Genomic DNA, 16,599 nt, shown 5'->3' with positions numbered 1-16,599 from the left:
GGTTCCTACCAACCATTGATGCGGGGCCAGACCGCCGAGACGCGGCCGGTTCCGTCGAGGACGTGGTAACGGTCGTGCTGGGCGCCCGTGGCGCAGGCATGGTTCGGCAGGACGCGCAGCCGTGCCCCGATCGGCAGATCGGGGAGCGTGGCCTCGGATCCGCGCCGCACGGCGATGATGCCGTGCTCCTGGTTGGCGTCGGCGACGATGAGGTCCGGGTAAGGCCGGCCTGCGAGGTCGCAGACGACACCGTACCCTTGGTCCACGGCCTGCTTGGCCGTCCCGCGGTCGCGCGACAGCGCCATCCAGCCGGCATCCGTGATGATCCAGCCCTTGGACCGCTGGTGGCCGATCACCGTGGCGAGCACCGAGAGGGCGATATCGGCTGGATCCACCGAGCCGATGCCGGCCTGGTACAGGTCGCCGAACATGAAGACCCCGGCGCGAACCTCGGTGACACCCGTCAGGTCCCGCGCGGAGCGGGCGGTCGGGGTCGAGCCGACACTGACGACCGGACAGGGCAGCCCCGCCGCGCGCAGGGTCTCGGCCGCCGTCACGGCCGCCATGCGCTCGGCCTCGGCCGCTGCGGTCAAAGCCGCCGGATCATGCAGCGCGTAGCTGTCACCCGCATGAAGCAGGACACCTCGCAAGCCCGCACCCCCGGCCACCAGGCGCCGGCCGATTTCGACGAGCAAATCTGCGTCGGCCGGGGCCACGCCGGAGCGGTGGCCGTCCGCATCCACCTCGATCAGGACGGGAAGCGCGTCGCCGAGGGATCGGGCATGGGCGGCGACGGCCTCGGCCTGCTCCAGGCTGTCGAGGATGAGGGCGAGATCGGCCCCCTGGGCGCGGATGGCCGAGACGCGATCGAGCTTGGCCGGCGCGATGCCGACGCCGTAGACCAGATCACGCACGCCCCCTTCGGCGAAGTACTCCGCTTCACGCAGGGTGGAGACCATGGCGGGGCCGTGCGGAGCCGTCATGGCGATACGGCCGACGTCGAGGGATTTGGCGGTCTTAAGATGGGGGCGGAACGTGACGCCGAGCCGCGCCAGGCGCGCGCGCAGGTTCTCAACGTTGGCGCGCAGCTTTGCCTCGTCGAGCAGCAGGCAGGGTGTCTCGAGCTGGTCCAAGGCCGTCCCGTGCTTGACGGGGGGCGTCTGGCGGAACGTGACGTCCGGCATCGATGGGCTTGCCTCCTACGCAGGTGCGAGACCACACAGAGCACGGACGATGGCCGACCGCCATTAACGCCCGCTGCATTTCGGATTAAGTTCGGCCTGAATGCTGACGACCGATGACCTTCGCTTCTTTGCGGCCATCGCCAGGGCATCGTCCCTGGCGGCGGCCGCGCGCGACCTGAACGTCTCTCCGCCGGCGGTGACCCAGCGGCTTCGTGCCCTGGAGGCCCGGCTTCGCGTCCATCTCGTCGATCGCTCGGGGCGGCACCTGACGCTGACCGACGAGGGCGAGTTGCTCGCAGGACGCGGACGCCAAGTCCTGGAAGGCCTCAGCGAGATCGACGACGCACTTGCCGAGCGCCGCGGCGCGGTTCGGGGCCATCTGCGCATCGTCGCACCGCTCGGGTTCGGCCGCCGCTACGTGGCGCCGGTGGTCGCAGCCTTCCAGGCGGAGCATTCGGAACTGAAGATCGACCTCGTCTTATCCGACCGCCTGGGAGGGGCACCGGGCAGCAGCAGCTGGGACCTGGCGATCCACGTCGGCGACCGAGAGAACACGGCCCCGGGTCTCATCATGCGCAACCTCGCCCCGAACGCGCGCTGGGCCTGCGCGGCTCCGAGCTACCTGAGCCGTCGCGGGGTGCCGGAGACACCGGGCGCGCTGCGCGCACATGCCTGCATCGCCTTGCGCGAGAACGATGAGGACGTGACCCTGTGGCGCTTCCAATCGGCGAGCGCCGCTGAGGAGCGCATCCGAATCGAGCCCGATCTGGCCAGCAATGACGGCGAAGTCGTGCGCCGTTGGGCCCTGGCGGGGTGCGGGATCATCGTGCGCTCCGAATGGGACCTGGTCGACGATGTCCGGGCGGGTCGGCTGGTTCGGCTTCTGGAGAGTTACAGGCTGCCCGCGGCGCCGGTCGTGGCTCTGCTCGGCGCGCGTCGCCAAGCGCGTGCGGCGCGAACCGGACGCTTCCTCGATGCACTGCAGCGTTCACTGGAGCCCGTGCCTTGGCGCTGAACCGATCCCGCCTCGCCGAACCGGGGCGGTATCGGTGTGTTCATCCAAGATACCAGCTGGACGTCGCCAGCTATAGATCCCTAACGGATCGCCACCGTGATGATCAGGTTGGGCCTCCGATCCAGAGACATGGCTCCGATTACGCGCACTCTTCGCGCGCCCTCTCGCAGCGGGCGCCGGAATCGCGCGTTCCACCTTCGGAGGCAACCGAATCGTCCTGATCAGGCGCGTGACGGACGATCGAGGCTGGCGCCGACGCCCCCGTCAGGCGCGCCGAACGCCCGAATGATCCACGGCGCACGAAGCGGCCGCATCCGCTCAGCCAGGACGACCGCACCGTCGCAACGCCCGATGCCGTCGCGTCGTCACCCGAGGAAGCGATCCTCAGTGAGGCCACGCGGATCGCACAGATTTCGATCATGGAAACGATCTGCTCGTGCAATCTATTTGTTGGATGCACGCTAGGAATGTAATATCCTTGATTTGCTGATCGACGCTTGATTGCTGCCCAAGGATCGACGATGCACATGTTGCAGGGGTGCAAAACGCGAAAGTAGCATTATTACTGACATGGACGATCAACAAATTGATTTTGTCGAGTTAACTACCGACATTGTGTCGGCGTTTGTATCGAACAATCCCGTCCGTCCCTCAGATCTGCCGGACCTGATCCGGAACGTCCACGGGGCCCTCAACGGCCTCGCCAACGTCACGGCTGCAACCGCATCCGAGATCGAGGTCGAAAAGCCCACGGCGGCGCAGATCCGGAAGTCGGTGACACCAGAGGGCATCGTCAGCTTCTTGGACGGCAAGACCTACAAGACGCTGAAGCGCCATCTCAACACCCATGGCTTGGACCCGTTCAACTATCGGGCTCGTTTCGGCCTGCCGGCCGACTACCCGATGGTCGCTTCGGAATACGCCGCACGTCGATCAGCGCTGGCGAAATCCATCGGCCTCGGCCGCATCGCCGACCGGAGCGATGACGAGCAGCCCAGCGCGAAGGGTCGACACAAGGCGGCATGATTGCAGGGGATTGGCAGCGGCCTGCGAAGGATCCTTGGTCATGCGATCCGTCGTGGGCCTGACCGCTGACCAAGTCGCTCGTACCAATCGTGCGCCATCGCAGGTGATTTTTCGAACGTCAGAGCGGACCGATCAATCCGGGCGTGGCGCCACTCGCGAGGCGCCACGCCGTAGCGGTTCCGGAATTCACGGCTGAGATGCGCCAAAGTTTTGAACCCGTGCTCGCTCGCCAGGCGGGTGATCGAGCGGGTTTCGAGCGGATCCGCGAGCGCCGACCGGATCGCCTCCAACCGCTTCTCCCAAACGAGGCGCATGACCCCGCCAGTCCGCTCGAAGGCCCGATACAGCGACGTCCGTGACGTCCCCAGGCGTTCGGCAAGCCATCCGGGTGAGAGGCTGGATGAGGGGAGATGCAGCTCAATCAGGCGCTCAGCCATTTCCACGACCCCTGCGTCGAGCTCGCTCCCTTGCAGAACGTCCGACGCAGTGGAGCCGTCGAGCAAGCGACGCACGAACCCGGTCAGCTCGGCCGCGACCTCATCCGCGTCGGCGATGCGTGTCGCGGGAAGATGGCGATACAGCGCGTGAAGGCGCGCGAGCAGCAATCTGTTGCGCTCCTGATCGAAGAACATCGGAATGCGCCTCAGATCGACATCAGCCAGGAGCCGGCGAGGGACGGTCAGCCCGATCGCGCTGGACCGAGCCCCGCGCGCATCGAGTTCTCGGCCCATATCGGCGGCCATCACCCTGTTCCGCTGCTGCATCACCGCGCAGCCTGCGATCTCGCCTGTCAGCCCTCCCGAGACGTAGAGCATGAAGGTCAGGTGATCCGGCGTCACCGCTGCGTGCCGACGGTCCCGGATCATGTGTTGCGGGGTGAAGACCATCCGGCTGGCGAGGATGTCGCCGAGCATCGTGCAGGAGAGATTGCCGCGCGGTGGCCCGGCCCCCTCGCACTGCTCGACCCGAATGATCGGCGCCATCAGATCCCGCCATGCCGCAAAGGCGTGAGCCGGAGAGAGATGGTCGGTGTTGAAGTTCAGGGTCGGAACGATGGTCATGCGGTCCGCAAAACCGAGGATCTTCGAGGTGTTTCAGCCCTAAGAGAGCGTAGCCGAACAGTCACGCCTTTGCGTTCAAATCCCTTGGGAATGACGGGACTTTGTCCAATCCCGGACGAGTTGCCGACCAAGGTTTGGCACACGAGAAATCCGAGCACTGGGAGTCGAAAGAGCACGGCCTCGTCCGAGGCTTACTGCGGCCATCGAACCGTACCTCGGCTCCAGCAGGTGGCCAGACCGGGTTGGCCTTTAGCTTGCGTCAGATTGAACCTCGGCGGCACCGCGCTGCGACGCCTTCAGTGGGCTCCCGCGACCCGGGCACGCCACAAGCGGGAAGAACACAGGCCTGCGCGTTCGAGCAGGAAGAGGTTCCGGGGCTCGCCGCCCTACGCCCTCACGCTTCCGCTACGCCACGCGCTGCCACTTGGCGGCGTTGGCCCGCAGGGTCTCCAGCTCCGCACGCAGCGCCTCGATCTCGGCATGCAGATCGCCGGCGTCGACCGCCAGCTCGACGCACTGGTCCTGCGCCTCCGCGAGCTGCGCCCGCAACAGGGCGTTCTCCGTTGCGAGTTCGAGGACGAGCATCGCATCGGCAGTGCACGGCTTATCGCTTGTCACGGCACCTCACATCACGGTCGCCCGCCACGGGGCGGACGGCGCGGGACCCTGGCCACAACAAAGCTTGGCCGCAATCACTCATTCGCCACACCACGGGTTCGATGGGCGGCCAAGCGCTCAGCGCCGCACCGCGCCAACCGCCCGGGCCTCGTCTTCCGGGGACGATGCGCTGTCTGGCCCAGCCATCGGTGCGGAGCCGATGATCATCGCGCGAACCAGGGTGGGGGTCGATCCACGCACGGCCCGCCGGGAAGTGCCCCTGGGTGTTGCGGCGCTTTGCATACCAGCCCCGCAACCGTAACCATGACGCCCCGCAGCGATCGGCGTAGGGAAGCCCCCACGCTTCCTCCCAAGCGCGAGACCGACTTCCCCCGCCACGGCGCAATCCGTGGCGGGTTTTTTCTGCGCCCCTGAAACTTTCGACCTCCGTCGACCGTACCGCGCCCCGACCGCGCGAAACGATCAGGGAGAGAAGCGCTTGCGAGATAAGGGCGGCGAGAGGAGCAAGACGCGATTTGATCCGGCGCGGTTGTATCGTGCCATCACGCGGCACACCGACGGCCGCATCATCCATGTCAGGGATTTTCTCGCCGACAGCGACGCAGAGGCGATCCTGATCGTCACCGCACGCGGCAGCAACATCCGCACCGATCTCTGGAGCATTCGTGGACTCGTCCGGCGTTTCGGTTCGCCAGGGTCAGAGCCTGCAACACGACCGGCGTCGTCTGGCCGAGATCGTCCCACCCAGGACGGCTGAATCCGCGCATGCCGAGCGCAGCCGCTGCTGGGCGTTCTCCGCGAAACGTTAACCGTAACCTCAGCTTGACCGAAACGTGATGAACTTGGCGGCTCGGCAGGCATTTCAACAGCCTGGGTCAACTGGAGCGGGTGAATGCCGAAGTATTTCATCGACGTCGCAGAGGGCACACATTTTATCGAGGATGAGGTTGGGACCATCTTGCCAGACAGAGAGTCGGGCCGGCAGGTTGCCCTTCAATCCCTCAGCGACATGATCAAAGAGGATCTTCCGACAGGAGAGAACCAGACGTTTATTGCCACCGTGCGAGATGAGCAAGGTGAAGAGTCATACTGCGCCAAGATCACCCTGTCCGCGCGAAGTAGCACACCGCTCACATAGCGTTCGAGCGCATGGCAAATTACGATCTGTACACAGCCGTTTGCCCCGCCCCAGCGCAGTCTGAGGCGGGTTTTCGTTGAAAGTCGGCGCGAGACACGGGAAGTGGACCGAACAAAACGCCGCACCGGGCATTCACGAGTCATCTGAAACGACTCGGAGCAAGCGGATGCCGCGGTACTTCGTCGACGTTGCAGCGGGACAAGATTTCGTCGCAGACGAGGAGGGCAGTGTTCTCCCGGACCTTCAAGCCGGCCGCTGTCTGGCAGTCCGTGCCCTGTACGAAGTCGCCGGAGAGTGCGGCTTGGACGGTGACGATCGCACCTTCACCGCCATCGTCCGGGATGAGGACGGAGAGACCGCTTACCGCGCGTGCTTGACGCTCACCGAAGATCTCCAGACGGGGGTATGCTGACCGGCGCACCGCATGCAGGCCGGATCGGCGTTCCACACCGCGCCCGAGGGCAATCCGGAAGAAAGTCCGCCCGGTCATCGTGGTGTTGCACGGATCCTGCAAGCGATGCAGCGAGCCGCCAGAATGGTTCTGGCCGGCGTTTGTCCTTACCCGAGGACTCCACCTTCACCCGCCCGGCTCCGGCCGCGGCGGGTTTTTGTTCCGTGACGCCGCCTTCGCGCACATGGCCGGCGCAGGGCGCTCGAACGTTCATCGTCTTCATCCGTTGGTCTCGAACAAAGACCCTGGAGGAAATGATGCCTGAAAATCCGCAAGATCCGCTGGACGTCCCCATGGATCGGGTGCTCACCAGGAATGGCGGGAGCAGTTCAGAAGGCTCTGAGCCGAAGGGCGAGGTCAATCCGAAGGAATTCGGCATCGAAGGTCGCCACACGCAGGACACCGTCGATCCGGCCGAGCGTCTGCCGGAGGATCCAGAGGAGCAGAACGACCTCGCCTGATCCAGCCTGCCTATAGGGCCTGGCCGTCGTCGTGGCGTGCCGGGCTTTTCGTGTCCCCCCACGCAGCAGGCACCGCACCAGTCAGCGACCGCCCGGCGGCGCAGGCTTCTCAACCCTGCGCGCTTGGTCGCCGGGTCTGCGCCGAGGCGAGGCAGCGCGAGGCCGCCCCGCCTTCACATGTGCGTCTCAGGCCGCCCGAACCGTGGCCAGGAAGCGGTCTACCTCGGTGCTGAGGTGCTCGGACTGGCGCGAGAGCTCCGAGGCGGCGCCCAGCACCTGGCTGGCGGCCGCGCCGGTCTCCTCGGCGGCACCTGCGACGCCCGAGATGTTGCTCGTGACTTCGCTGGTGCCCATCGCCGCCTGCGCCACGTTGCGCACGATCTCCTGGGTGGCCGCTCCTTGCTCCTCCACCGCCGCCGAGATCGAGGTGGCGACGCCACTGATGTCCTGAATGCGCGCCGCGATGCTGCCGATCGCGGATACAGCACGCGCGGTCGAACCCTGGATCTGGCTGATGTGCCCGCCGATCTCCTGCGTGGCCCGCGCCGTCTGGTTGGCCAGCTCCTTGACCTCGGCGGCCACCACCGCGAAGCCCCGGCCCGCCTCGCCGGCCCGCGCCGCCTCGATCGTGGCATTCAGCGCCAGCAGGTTGGTCTGCCCGGCGATGGAAGTGATCATCGTCACCACGTCGCCGATGCGCGCCACCGCCGTGTTGAGTTGCTGTACGAGTTCGGCGGTCTCGGCGGCTTCCTGGACGGCGCCGTGTGCCATGGTCGCGGAGGTGCTGACCTGACGGCCGATCTCCTGTACCGAGGAGCCGAGCTCCTCGGCCGCGGCCGCCACGGTGTTGACGTTGGAAGCGGCCTCTTCCGCCGCGGCCGCCACGCTGGTCGTCTGGTTGGCGGTCTGGGTGGCGGTGCCGGCCATGCTCTGGGCGGTGGCCTGCAGCTCGGTGGCCGAGCTCGTCACCATGCTGATGATGCCGCCCACCGCGCCCTCGAAGCTGTCGGCCATCGCTCGCATCGCCGCCTTGCGTTGCGCCTCGGCCCCGGCCCGCGCCAGCACCGTTTCCTCCTCCAGCGCCCGCATCCGGATCAGGCCGTCCTTGAACACCTGAACGGCGTCCGCGATGGTGCCGATCTCGGTCCGGGCGCCCTGGTGCGGGATGGTCACCGCGAGGTCGCCCCCCGCCAGCGCCTGCATGGGCTGGACCACCGCGCCGATGCCCCGCGTGACGCCGCGCACGATCAGGGTTGCAGAGACGGTGGAGAGGAGGACGCAGAACGAGATGGCGATAACCCCCCAGGTGCGGGTGGTTTCGAAGACGGCCTTGCTCTCGGCCTGAGCGGCCGTGGCGCCCTCGTTGTTCATGGCAACGAGCTTGTCGAGGGCCACGGAGGCCGCACGGCGCGGGATGATGCCCTTGCTCTCGTAAAGGGCATAGGCCTGAGTTTTCTCACCGGCACGCGAGAGCTCGAGAATGGACCCGCGCACGCCTTCGAAATTCCGGGCCTCACGCGTGAAGGTCTCGTAGAGCGCCCGCTCCTCAGGAGAGCCGATCATGGGCTCGTAGGTGGCCTTCTTCTCGTCGAGCTTCTTGCCGAAGCGCTCCATGTCTTTCTCGATGCTGGCAACGAGCGCGGGGTCGGTGGCCTGCGTGTGGCGCAGAACGAGGGCGCTGGTCCGTGCGGTGAGCGTATCGATCTCACCCAGCACGCGCATGCTCGGCAGCCAGTTCGTCTCGATGTTGAGGGCCTGCTCCCGCATGCGCTGCGTGCCGAACACGCCCAGCAAACCCAATCCGATGGCCAGCAATGTCAGGATGGAGAAAGCCGCAACAAGCTTGGCGCGGATGGAAAGGTTTCGGAACGACACGATGAGCTCCCAAAGCTGCGAAGCGAAAAGTCGAAAGCAGCTGGAGGAGCATCATCACGGAAAAGTGTTAAGCAGGCGCCTCGTGTGATCGCAAAATACGAGATGGCTGCCTGACCAATCGAGCGTTCGAAGTCGCACGATTGCTTCGGTGCGCTGAAGCGTATCTCGCGGATACGTCGCGTCGGCGAACTGCGTGCGCGCGTCAGAGAGCCATGAGACCGGAGCGGCCCCGCGGCCCGAGGCGCTGCCGTCGCCGGATCGGATTGTTCATGCCTTTCATTGTTCATGCCGTTCGATGCGGAGGCCCCGTCGGCAGGCGAAGGGGCATCAGGGGCAGCCCGCCAGCACCGCCGGGATAGCAGAGCGCAGGCGTGAGTACCCACGCGTGGATCGCGGCCAGGCCGCCTCGTCCCAGGCCCGGCGTACGCGCCGGCAGCCGTCCGGCAGGACCGTCGCCGATGGTCCGACGGGGGCCCAGGCCGTCAGGACCGGCAGGTCGCCCGCCCATCCGGCCTCGACCGGGCCGGCCGGGCACCCGAAATACGCTCCGGCCCGGGCCAGGGCATCGGCCATCGCGACACTGTCCGCGGACCTGACGCGGTCGGACGCCCCATCCGCATGGGCGATCAGCCCGCCGACGCGCATGACGGTCGCGCCGCCCAGGGGCAAACTCTCCGGGTGCAGGTCGTCGAGATGCAGGAGCAGTGCAACCTGCCCGGACGGCGGGGTATCGGCCGGGGACAGGGGGCGCTCGCGCGGCGGCATCGGCTCGTCGAGCGCATCCGGGTATTCGTCGAGACCGGCGGGATCGTAACGGCCCTCGGTATACCGGCGAATGTTCTCCGCCCGGGCGACGTAGTGCTTGCCCCGGGTGTGCAGGCCCGCCACCCAGCGCCACGACAGCGTGTTGCTCGCCGGATCACCGTCGAGGAGATGGCGCATGAAGAAGTCCGCCCCGAGTGCCCAGGGCAGCCGCAGGGTGAAGATCCAGATCGAGGCGAACCACATTCGGGCGTGGTTGTGGAGCCACCCGGTCTCGACGAGATCCCGGGCCCAATCGTCGAAGCCCGCGATCCCGGTGCGCCCCGCGATGGCCGCCTCGTAGGTCCGGCGCAGGCCGGCCTCCGCGGCGAGGCGCTCGTGGCCCGCGGCGGCCAACGCGAGTGCCTCGGTCCAGGCGGAGGGGTGGGTCTCCAAGTGACCCTTGAAGTAGGTCCGCCAGAAGACCTCCGACACGAACTTCTCCGCGCCACCGTCACCGAAAGCGCGGTCGGCCGCGGCTACGACCTCGGCCTCGGTGATGAGGCGACGACGCAGATAGGGCGAGAGCGCCGAAGTCGTCGGTGCGTGCTCAGTCCCCCGATCGGTGTTGCGGTCGGCGGCGTAGGAGGCGCCGGCGCCAGCGAGGAATTCGGAGAGGCGATCGAGCCCGGCGGCGCGGGTCATGGGAAAGCTGCGGTCCATGCCGCTTACCTAGGAGCCTGGGCGAACCAGCGGATGCGACCCATTTCCCCTGCGCCAGAAGGCTGCTCGAGCCGAGCCCCAAGCCCGCCGCTCCTCGGTGCCTTACCGCCCGACCCGCGGCGGCCGCTCGGATCCAGACCTTTGGCCTGTACGCATGACGGCGTTATTCGCGGCCAAGAGCTGCAAAGCAGACCTGCCGGAAACCACCCAACCCGGTCGTAGAGTGGACAGACGGTTCCGACTTAATGACGCCCGATACGGCGATCTTCCTTCTCCTCGTGAAGTGGGCGGAGTGAGAGATCCCGGTTCTCATGGGAGGCGTGCTAGAAGCGTCCATGTCTTCAGGCGAAACCCCTTCGACCGTTCCCCACAGCCCTGACACCGCGTCTACGAACGTCGCTTACGCGTTGCTGACCTTCACCGCGCTGATCTGGGCCGGCAACGCAGTCGCGGGCAAGTGGGCGGTCGGTCAGGTGTCACCCTTTGCCCTGACCAGCCTACGCTGGCTGGTTGCGTGTATCGCCTTGGTGCCGCTCGCATCTCGTCCCGTATCTCGCGAGTGGCGCCTCCTCCTGCCGCGTTGGCGCTTCGTCGTCATGATGGGCGCCTGCGGCTACACTGCCTTCAACGCACTGTTCTACGTGGCCGGGACCCATACGAGCGCCACCAACCTGGCGATGATCCAGGGGGCGATCCCCGTCATCGTGCTGCTCTGCAGCTTCCTTGCTTACCGGACCCCCGTGAGGCCAATGCAAGCCGTGGGCGTGCTCGTCACGCTGCTTGGGGTCGCCGTAGCCGCAACCCACGGCGATTGGGAGATCCTGCAAACCCTGGCTTTCAACCGAGGCGACCTGTTCATGTTCGTCGCCTGCCTGTTCTACGCCGGCTACACCGTAGCCCTACGGGCGAGACCGGCGGTTTCAGGCCTCACGTTCTTCACGGCGATGGCTGTCGCCGCTTTCCTGACCTCCCTGCCGCTCGCGGCTGCAGAGTGGATCAGCGGTCATCTCGTCTGGCCGACCCGAGAGGGCTGGGCCATCGTCGTCTATGTCGGACTTGGTCCCTCTCTCGTCTCGCAACTCTGCTTCCTACGCGGGGTGGAGATGATCGGCCCGAACCGAGCGGGCGTCTTCGTGAACCTCCTGCCGGTGTTCGGCGCCCTATTAGCCGTGGTGCTGGTTGGAGAGCCGTTTCGCCTCGACAATGCCGCTGCGCTCGTGCTCGTCCTCGGTGGGATCTTCATCGCGGAACGCCTCGGAACTCGTCGGCGGGCCGCGTAATCACCTTCCCCTCAGATCGGGCAGGTCGATGCGAGAAACAAAATCCAGCGGGCCGAGGTGAGCACACCCGACTTTCCGGCCAGATGCCTTCGGATCTGCGGGTGGTAAGGTCCGCGGCACGCTTGGATGGCACGCCACGAAAATCGCGTGGTGCCGGAGGAGAAGCACGATGTCAGATCTCGCGACCCTACGCAGGCTCTCCGGTCTCAGCACGGAGCCCCCGTCCCTCAAGGACTCGGCCCTCGTGATGATCGACTTGCAGGAGACCTATCGACGAGGCGTGATGCGCCTCGAGGGCGTCGAGCCCGCTCTTCGGGAAGCCGCTGCCCTGCTCGCGCGGGCGCGGGGCGCGGGTATCCCGATCATTCACATTCAGCACGATGCCGGGCTGGGCTCGCCTTACGACATCACGACACCCATCGGTCAGATCAGCGCCGAGGTGGCCCCTAAGGGCCGCGAGGCGGTGATCACCAAGGCCTATCCGAACGCGTTCGTCGGGACCGATCTCCAGGCGCAGCTGGAAGCGGCGGGGGTGAAGGACGTCGTCCTGGCAGGCTTCATGACGCACATGTGCATCAACTCAACGGCGCGCGGCGCCTTCAGCCTCGGGTTTCGACCCACCGTCGTTGCCTCGACGACGGCAACACGCGACCTGCCTGCTCCTGATGGTTCGGTTGTTCGAGCCGCGCAGCTTCAGGTGGCGAGCCTGGCCGCACTCACGGACCTGTTCGCCGTGGTCGCTGGCAAGCAGACCGATCTCCCTGATTGAGGGTCCCTCGATACACGGACGTGGCATTGAAGCTCCGGTGGAAGTCCTCTTTAGACCGAAACCCACAAGACGGTTTTCCGCCAAATAAATCGTGGAAGCTGACCTGCCGTCCTCGGAAGCAGTCAAGAAATGTCGCCCTTTGCTCCGTCATGGCTGACCACGGCCGCAGACTTACCGCCTGCTCCGAGGTTCTTGCCGCAACTTCCGGTAACGCCAGACGTCTGGGCCGCCGCTTCCCTGGGCGGCCCAGACACGGTCAGTCCTTCGACCGATAGGCATGCGGCCTGACGGACACCTCATCGGCCCGGGCGTAGCCGCCGTCCTTGACCTTCGCGATCCACACCAGGGTGTGCCCTCGAACGCCTTCGCTGAAATCGTCCGCGAAAAGGTTCGTCACGCGATGGACGATCTCCTCCGTCCGCGCGGCTGAGCGCCGCCTCGGGAACTTCGATGTTAGCGGACGGCATCGTTCAGGCTCGTGACGGCGTGGTCGAAGCGGTGCTCGGCCTCGGCGTTACGCAGAAAGGCGACGCGCTGCACGAGGATCTCACGCGGCGTGGGCTGCTGCTGGAAGAGCGCCATGACCTCGTCGATGAAGTCGGCCAGCGGCAGATAGCCCTCGCGGGTGGCCTGGCCCGGCGTCAGATCGGTTTGTACCGCCGGAGGCACCAGTTCGATCACTTCGATCCTACCCTTCAGAGCCTCTCGCAGGGACACCGTGTAGCTGTGAATGGCGGCCTTCGTTGCCGCGTAGGTGGGTGTCGCCGTCAGGGGAACGAATGCCAGTCCAGAGGACACATTGATCAGCGCCGCATCAGATTGACCGAGCAGATGTTCGATCAGGGCATCCGTCAGCCGGATCGGGCCGAGCAGGTTCGTGGTGATCGTTGCCTCGGCATCAGAGAGGTCGCGAGCTTGATCCAACGCCTCGAAGCGCATGATCCCGGCGTTGTTGATCACCACGTTCAAGGTCGGGTGCTCGGCCACGATCCGCTTCGCGAACGCGGCGATGTCTCTGGCATCCGCGATGTCGAGCGGCATCGCGTGCATGCGCGGCCGGCCGGTGGTGACCCGTTCCAGTGCCTGCACTCGGCGACCGACGACGATGACGGTGTTGCCTAAATCGTGGAAACGATGCGCGAGGGCCTCACCGATTCCGGAGCCGCCTCCGGTGATGAGGATGGTGTTGCCTGAGATTTTCATGACGGCGACCTTCGTTGTTGTCGCCTCAGAGAGTATGGACCACACTCTCCACACTGAAGTAGGCACCGAAAAGATTGGTACTTACCAAAAGGAGAGCGTCGGATGCGTGGAGCTGCCCCTGACCCCAGGATTGAGGTGCAGCGGCGTGAGCCGATCCCAAACGAGATCGATCCGGCGATTGAAGCTCTGGTCAACGACATCATCGCCAAGGTGGCCGACAAGTGGACCATGCTCATCCTTGAAGCCTTGGACGAGCACGGCACGCTACGGTTCACCCAACTCGGCAAGGCAGTAGGACGCATCAGCCAGAAGATGTTGACGCAAACAGTCCGGCAAATGGAGCGAGATGGTCTGGTGCGTCGGACCGTGCATCCGGTGATTCCGCCGCATGTGGATTATACGCTGACGCCGCTGGGGCAAAGTTTGGGAGCGGCGTTCTGCGGTGTGTGGATCTGGGCGGAGACGCATCACGGCGAGATCGAGCGCGCACGTCGCGCGTTTGCGGCGGGCGAATCGCATGACGTGTCCGCCTGCGCCGAAGGGTCTTGAAGATCATGGGACCGCCGTCAGCAGTGCGCCGCCACAGGGTTACCCTGCGAGAACAGACGTTCGGCTGCGCCAGAACCCGTCCAAGTTAGCTGTTTGGCCTGCTTGGCAGCGCCCCATCCTGTGCATTGATTCGTAAGCCGGCGGAGCAGCAATGCTCGCTTCAATACCTCTCCGTTCCTACGCAGATTGACCGAAGGGCACCTTGAGCAGCTACCGTCTCGTAAGCCGAAAGACTGTATATTTCGATATGATTTATTCGCGCTCAGAACTAAATAAATTTCTGAATAGCAATTGTAACGCTCAAGTAACTTACATATATTGTCACATCTCGTTCACAAGTCGTTAACCTATAAACTTCATGTGATGCCATCCGATAGAAGGGATGATCCTCGCCATCGAGGATAAGTCATGACGTTCACGCAGTTTGCTGACGGGATTTTGTTGAGGCGCCAGATCAGCCTGCTCGCTGGTGCGATTGCTCTCGCCGTGATTGGGGTGACCGCGGTAGGCTCGGCTCTCCTGGCGAGCAGGCAAGCGACGGAGATGGCCCAGAGCAACCTTGTACAGGTGGCGCGCTCGGTGGCTGACCGGCTCGATCAAGATATGGCCGAACGGTTACGCGAAATTCGCAATGTCGCAGCTCTCGAGGCGCTGCAGCCGCATTGGCTCGAGAATACCGGCAGCCTTCGCAAGGTCCTCGACCGTATGCAGGGAACACTCCCGGATTACGCCTGGGTTGGGTTCGCGGATCGCGATGGGCGCGTGCGCGCGGCCACGGGCGGTGTTCTCGAAGGGGCGAATGTCGGACAACGACCCTGGTTTCAGAACGGCATCAAACACGCGGCTGTCGAGGACGTGCATGCGGCGTCCATGCTGCAGTCATTGCTCAAGCCGCATGCGGATGGAACCCCCTTCCGGTTCGTGGATCTGGCTGCACCGGTCAGGGATGCATCTGGTCAGATCATCGGCGTTCTCGGCGTTCACCTCAGCTGGCGCTGGGCCGATGTCGTCCGGCGTGAGGTGCTGTCGTCCCGAAGAGCAGACCTGAAGGAGGACATCATCGTCCTTGATCGAGCAGGTCGTGTTCTCCTTGGGCCGGACCTCGGCGCAAGCCCCTTCACGGCTGACGAACTTGCCGCCGGATCCTTTTTTGCTCTGCGCCCGCAAGGCAATCAGGTAGCATCGGCGACGTCGACCCGCGGACGGGGCGACTATGCGGGGCTGGGCTGGATCGTCGTCGCTCTGCAGCCCATCGATACAGCGCTCGCAGGGGCCAATCATCTGGCTGTCCTCATCACCCTGCTCGGGCTTGGTGCTGCCCTGGTTGGGATGCTGGGGATACGGTCGGTGGCGGCACGGTTGAGCCGGCCTCTGTCGCAACTGACAGAAGCTGTCGACCGCGTGGGTCGTGAACCGAATGCGCGGATGACCGACCGCGTGCATGGCTCGCCCGAGGTTCTGCAACTGTCGGCTTCTGTCCGGTCTCTGCTCCGGCGCATCGGCACCGCCGAGGCGGATGCCCGTCACATCGAGGCTGAGGCGTCGAGCGCGGTGCATGTGGCTGAAGACCGCGTGAGACGCCTCGGAGCCGATCTCCATGCCATGCAGGTCCTGGCCGACACGGACGCCCTTACAGGCCTCCTGAACCGGCGAGCGTTCATGCCCTTGGCCAAGGACGCCATGAGCTACTTCAAGCGCTACCGCCGGGCGATCTGCGTCCTGATGATCGACATCGATCACTTCAAGCGCGTCAACGATCTTCATGGCCACGCCGCAGGCGACGAAGTCATCCGCCAAGTCGGCCGGATCATCAGCGAAGCGATCCGGACGACGGATAAGGTTGCCCGGTTCGGCGGCGAGGAATTCGTAGTCCTGCTCCGCGAAACCGACCTGCAGGGCGCAGCGATCTTTGCCGACCGGATCCGCCAAACGGTTGCAGACACCCTGTTCGCGCCGGGGGGCTCGTGCTTCAAGGCAACGATCAGCATCGGCATGGCCGAGGCGGAGACATCCGACGAGGACATCGATCGCACGATCGAGCGGGCCGATCGCGCGCTCTACGCTGCGAAATCAGGTGGCCGCAACTGCGTCCGGTCGTTTGAGACGTCGGCTGCCTCTGCGTTGCAAGTGGCGGCGTAGCAGTTGGTTGGTCTCGCGCCGTTCGCCAGCAGGGGGCCTTCGTTCCGACCTTCGAGCGGTACCTGTCCTCGATGGTCCGACGTCCGATTGTCCTGCTGCGCCGCTCGACGATCCACCACCGGAGGGGCGGCCCCATCCGTTCAGTAAGGTCGGCCACACCGTCGGCGCGTTTGCTGCCGTTGCGATGTGGCTCGGTGGAGCATGTCCGAACGTTGCCGCGCATTATGCAGCCCGCCCCTCAGAGTCGGCGAAGTCCATCGGCCTCGGTCGTCGCGTCGTGCACGGTGAGGACGAACCGTCGTCGGTTAAGGGCTGTCAGGCCGCGGGAACGCTGACCAATTGTCGATGTCCGAAGCCCTGCAGCCC

The 16,599-nt window shown here is 65.4% G+C and carries 16 protein-coding genes and 1 pseudogene; 10 read left to right on the top strand and 7 right to left on the bottom strand.

Going from position 1 to position 16,599, the window contains the following annotated elements; genetic code table 11:
* Window positions 1-5: 5 nt before the first annotated feature.
* A complete protein-coding gene (locus AC0IY1_RS20615; RefSeq protein ID WP_471771984.1) occupies window positions 6-1,184 on the bottom strand; it encodes a DSD1 family PLP-dependent enzyme in 1,179 nt (392 codons plus the stop codon).
* A 100-nt stretch (window positions 1,185-1,284) separates the two neighbouring features.
* Here AC0IY1_RS20615 and AC0IY1_RS20610 point away from each other — a divergent pair, with 100 nt between their 5' ends.
* Window positions 1,285-2,199, top strand: coding sequence for a LysR substrate-binding domain-containing protein (locus tag AC0IY1_RS20610; RefSeq protein ID WP_471771981.1), 915 nt, complete (start codon window positions 1,285-1,287; stop codon window positions 2,197-2,199).
* A gap of 570 nt (window positions 2,200-2,769) precedes the next feature.
* Window positions 2,770-3,225 (top strand): Ros/MucR family transcriptional regulator, encoded by a 456-nt coding sequence (locus tag AC0IY1_RS20605; RefSeq protein WP_471771979.1) that lies wholly within the window; start codon window positions 2,770-2,772, stop codon window positions 3,223-3,225.
* A gap of 38 nt (window positions 3,226-3,263) precedes the next feature.
* Here AC0IY1_RS20605 and AC0IY1_RS20600 read toward each other — a convergent pair whose 3' ends face one another.
* The gene (locus AC0IY1_RS20600) at window positions 3,264-4,286 is read right to left on the bottom strand and encodes a helix-turn-helix domain-containing protein (protein WP_471771977.1); all 1,023 of its coding nucleotides are present in this window, start codon (window positions 4,284-4,286) and stop codon (window positions 3,264-3,266) included.
* Window positions 4,287-4,691: 405 nt separating this feature from the next.
* The gene (locus tag AC0IY1_RS20595) at window positions 4,692-4,871 is read right to left on the bottom strand and encodes a hypothetical protein (RefSeq protein WP_103712346.1); all 180 of its coding nucleotides are present in this window, start codon (window positions 4,869-4,871) and stop codon (window positions 4,692-4,694) included.
* Between the two features lie 511 nt (window positions 4,872-5,382).
* Between AC0IY1_RS20595 and AC0IY1_RS20590 the strand changes: the two genes are divergently transcribed.
* The 4 genes from AC0IY1_RS20590 to AC0IY1_RS20575 all read left to right on the top strand — a co-directional run bounded on the left by AC0IY1_RS20590 (window position 5,383) and on the right by AC0IY1_RS20575 (window position 6,954).
* Entirely contained in the window at window positions 5,383-5,661 is a 279-nt protein-coding gene (locus AC0IY1_RS20590) for a hypothetical protein (protein ID WP_471771974.1), read from the top strand.
* 135 nt (window positions 5,662-5,796) lie between these two features.
* The gene (locus AC0IY1_RS20585) at window positions 5,797-6,042 is read left to right on the top strand and encodes a DUF6894 family protein (RefSeq protein ID WP_471771972.1); all 246 of its coding nucleotides are present in this window, start codon (window positions 5,797-5,799) and stop codon (window positions 6,040-6,042) included.
* Between the two features lie 166 nt (window positions 6,043-6,208).
* A complete protein-coding gene (locus AC0IY1_RS20580) occupies window positions 6,209-6,454 on the top strand; it encodes a DUF6894 family protein (protein ID WP_471771970.1) in 246 nt (81 codons plus the stop codon).
* Window positions 6,455-6,657: 203 nt separating this feature from the next.
* Complete coding sequence (locus AC0IY1_RS20575) at window positions 6,658-6,954, top strand: hypothetical protein (RefSeq protein WP_471771968.1); 297 nt, start codon at window positions 6,658-6,660, stop codon at window positions 6,952-6,954.
* A 186-nt stretch (window positions 6,955-7,140) separates the two neighbouring features.
* On the opposite strand, the gene AC0IY1_RS20570 is transcribed toward AC0IY1_RS20575, so the two are convergent.
* Complete coding sequence (locus AC0IY1_RS20570; RefSeq protein ID WP_471771965.1) at window positions 7,141-8,829, bottom strand: methyl-accepting chemotaxis protein; 1,689 nt, start codon at window positions 8,827-8,829, stop codon at window positions 7,141-7,143.
* 327 nt (window positions 8,830-9,156) lie between these two features.
* Window positions 9,157-10,293: an FAD-binding domain-containing protein gene (locus tag AC0IY1_RS20565; RefSeq protein WP_471771963.1), complete on the bottom strand. Its 1,137-nt coding sequence runs from the start codon at window positions 10,291-10,293 to the stop codon at window positions 9,157-9,159.
* Between the two features lie 335 nt (window positions 10,294-10,628).
* On the opposite strand from AC0IY1_RS20565, the gene AC0IY1_RS20560 reads away from it, so the two are divergent.
* Together AC0IY1_RS20560 and AC0IY1_RS20555 are read left to right on the top strand one after the other, a co-directional pair.
* Window positions 10,629-11,573 (top strand): DMT family transporter, encoded by a 945-nt coding sequence (locus tag AC0IY1_RS20560; RefSeq protein WP_471771961.1) that lies wholly within the window; start codon window positions 10,629-10,631, stop codon window positions 11,571-11,573.
* 169 nt (window positions 11,574-11,742) lie between these two features.
* Window positions 11,743-12,342 (top strand): cysteine hydrolase family protein, encoded by a 600-nt coding sequence (locus AC0IY1_RS20555; protein WP_471771959.1) that lies wholly within the window; start codon window positions 11,743-11,745, stop codon window positions 12,340-12,342.
* Between the two features lie 256 nt (window positions 12,343-12,598).
* On the opposite strand, the pseudogene AC0IY1_RS20550 reads toward AC0IY1_RS20555, so the two are convergent.
* Window positions 12,599-12,809, bottom strand: a pseudogene (locus AC0IY1_RS20550) (tautomerase family protein).
* Entirely contained in the window at window positions 12,796-13,545 is a 750-nt protein-coding gene (locus tag AC0IY1_RS20545; protein WP_471771958.1) for an SDR family oxidoreductase, read from the bottom strand. Before AC0IY1_RS20545 ends, AC0IY1_RS20550 begins: the two are co-directional and overlap by 14 nt.
* 102 nt (window positions 13,546-13,647) lie before the next feature.
* Between AC0IY1_RS20545 and AC0IY1_RS20540 the strand changes: the two genes are divergently transcribed.
* Both AC0IY1_RS20540 and AC0IY1_RS20535 read left to right on the top strand, forming a co-directional pair.
* Window positions 13,648-14,094, top strand: a complete 447-nt coding sequence (locus tag AC0IY1_RS20540) for a winged helix-turn-helix transcriptional regulator (RefSeq protein ID WP_471771956.1) — start codon at window positions 13,648-13,650, stop codon at window positions 14,092-14,094.
* A 408-nt stretch (window positions 14,095-14,502) separates the two neighbouring features.
* Window positions 14,503-16,233: a diguanylate cyclase gene (locus AC0IY1_RS20535; RefSeq protein WP_471771954.1), complete on the top strand. Its 1,731-nt coding sequence runs from the start codon at window positions 14,503-14,505 to the stop codon at window positions 16,231-16,233.
* The last annotated feature ends 366 nt before the right edge of the window (window positions 16,234-16,599 follow it).

It is taken from the genome of Methylobacterium sp. AC690, assembly GCF_979256535.1.
Note: the sequence above shows the minus strand (reverse complement) of the source record. Positions and strands in the feature narration are given on the sequence as shown.

Excerpts from the sequence above, each read along its gene's own strand:
- AC0IY1_RS20615 (WP_471771984.1), bottom strand. The coding sequence starts at position 1,184 with ATGCCGGACGTCACGTTCCGCCAGACGCCCCCCGTCAAGCACGGGACG.
- AC0IY1_RS20580 (WP_471771970.1), top strand. The coding sequence starts at position 6,209 with ATGCCGCGGTACTTCGTCGACGTTGCAGCGGGACAAGATTTCGTCGCA.
- AC0IY1_RS20555 (WP_471771959.1), top strand. The coding sequence starts at position 11,743 with ATGTCAGATCTCGCGACCCTACGCAGGCTCTCCGGTCTCAGCACGGAG.
- AC0IY1_RS20595 (WP_103712346.1), bottom strand. The coding sequence starts at position 4,871 with ATGCTCGTCCTCGAACTCGCAACGGAGAACGCCCTGTTGCGGGCGCAG.
- AC0IY1_RS20535 (WP_471771954.1), top strand. The coding sequence starts at position 14,503 with ATGACGTTCACGCAGTTTGCTGACGGGATTTTGTTGAGGCGCCAGATC.
- AC0IY1_RS20585 (WP_471771972.1), top strand. The coding sequence starts at position 5,797 with ATGCCGAAGTATTTCATCGACGTCGCAGAGGGCACACATTTTATCGAG.
- AC0IY1_RS20560 (WP_471771961.1), top strand. The coding sequence starts at position 10,629 with ATGTCTTCAGGCGAAACCCCTTCGACCGTTCCCCACAGCCCTGACACC.
- AC0IY1_RS20540 (WP_471771956.1), top strand. The coding sequence starts at position 13,648 with ATGCGTGGAGCTGCCCCTGACCCCAGGATTGAGGTGCAGCGGCGTGAG.
- AC0IY1_RS20600 (WP_471771977.1), bottom strand. The coding sequence starts at position 4,286 with ATGACCATCGTTCCGACCCTGAACTTCAACACCGACCATCTCTCTCCG.
- AC0IY1_RS20610 (WP_471771981.1), top strand. The coding sequence starts at position 1,285 with ATGCTGACGACCGATGACCTTCGCTTCTTTGCGGCCATCGCCAGGGCA.
- AC0IY1_RS20545 (WP_471771958.1), bottom strand. The coding sequence starts at position 13,545 with ATGAAAATCTCAGGCAACACCATCCTCATCACCGGAGGCGGCTCCGGA.
- AC0IY1_RS20565 (WP_471771963.1), bottom strand. The coding sequence starts at position 10,293 with ATGGACCGCAGCTTTCCCATGACCCGCGCCGCCGGGCTCGATCGCCTC.
- AC0IY1_RS20605 (WP_471771979.1), top strand. The coding sequence starts at position 2,770 with ATGGACGATCAACAAATTGATTTTGTCGAGTTAACTACCGACATTGTG.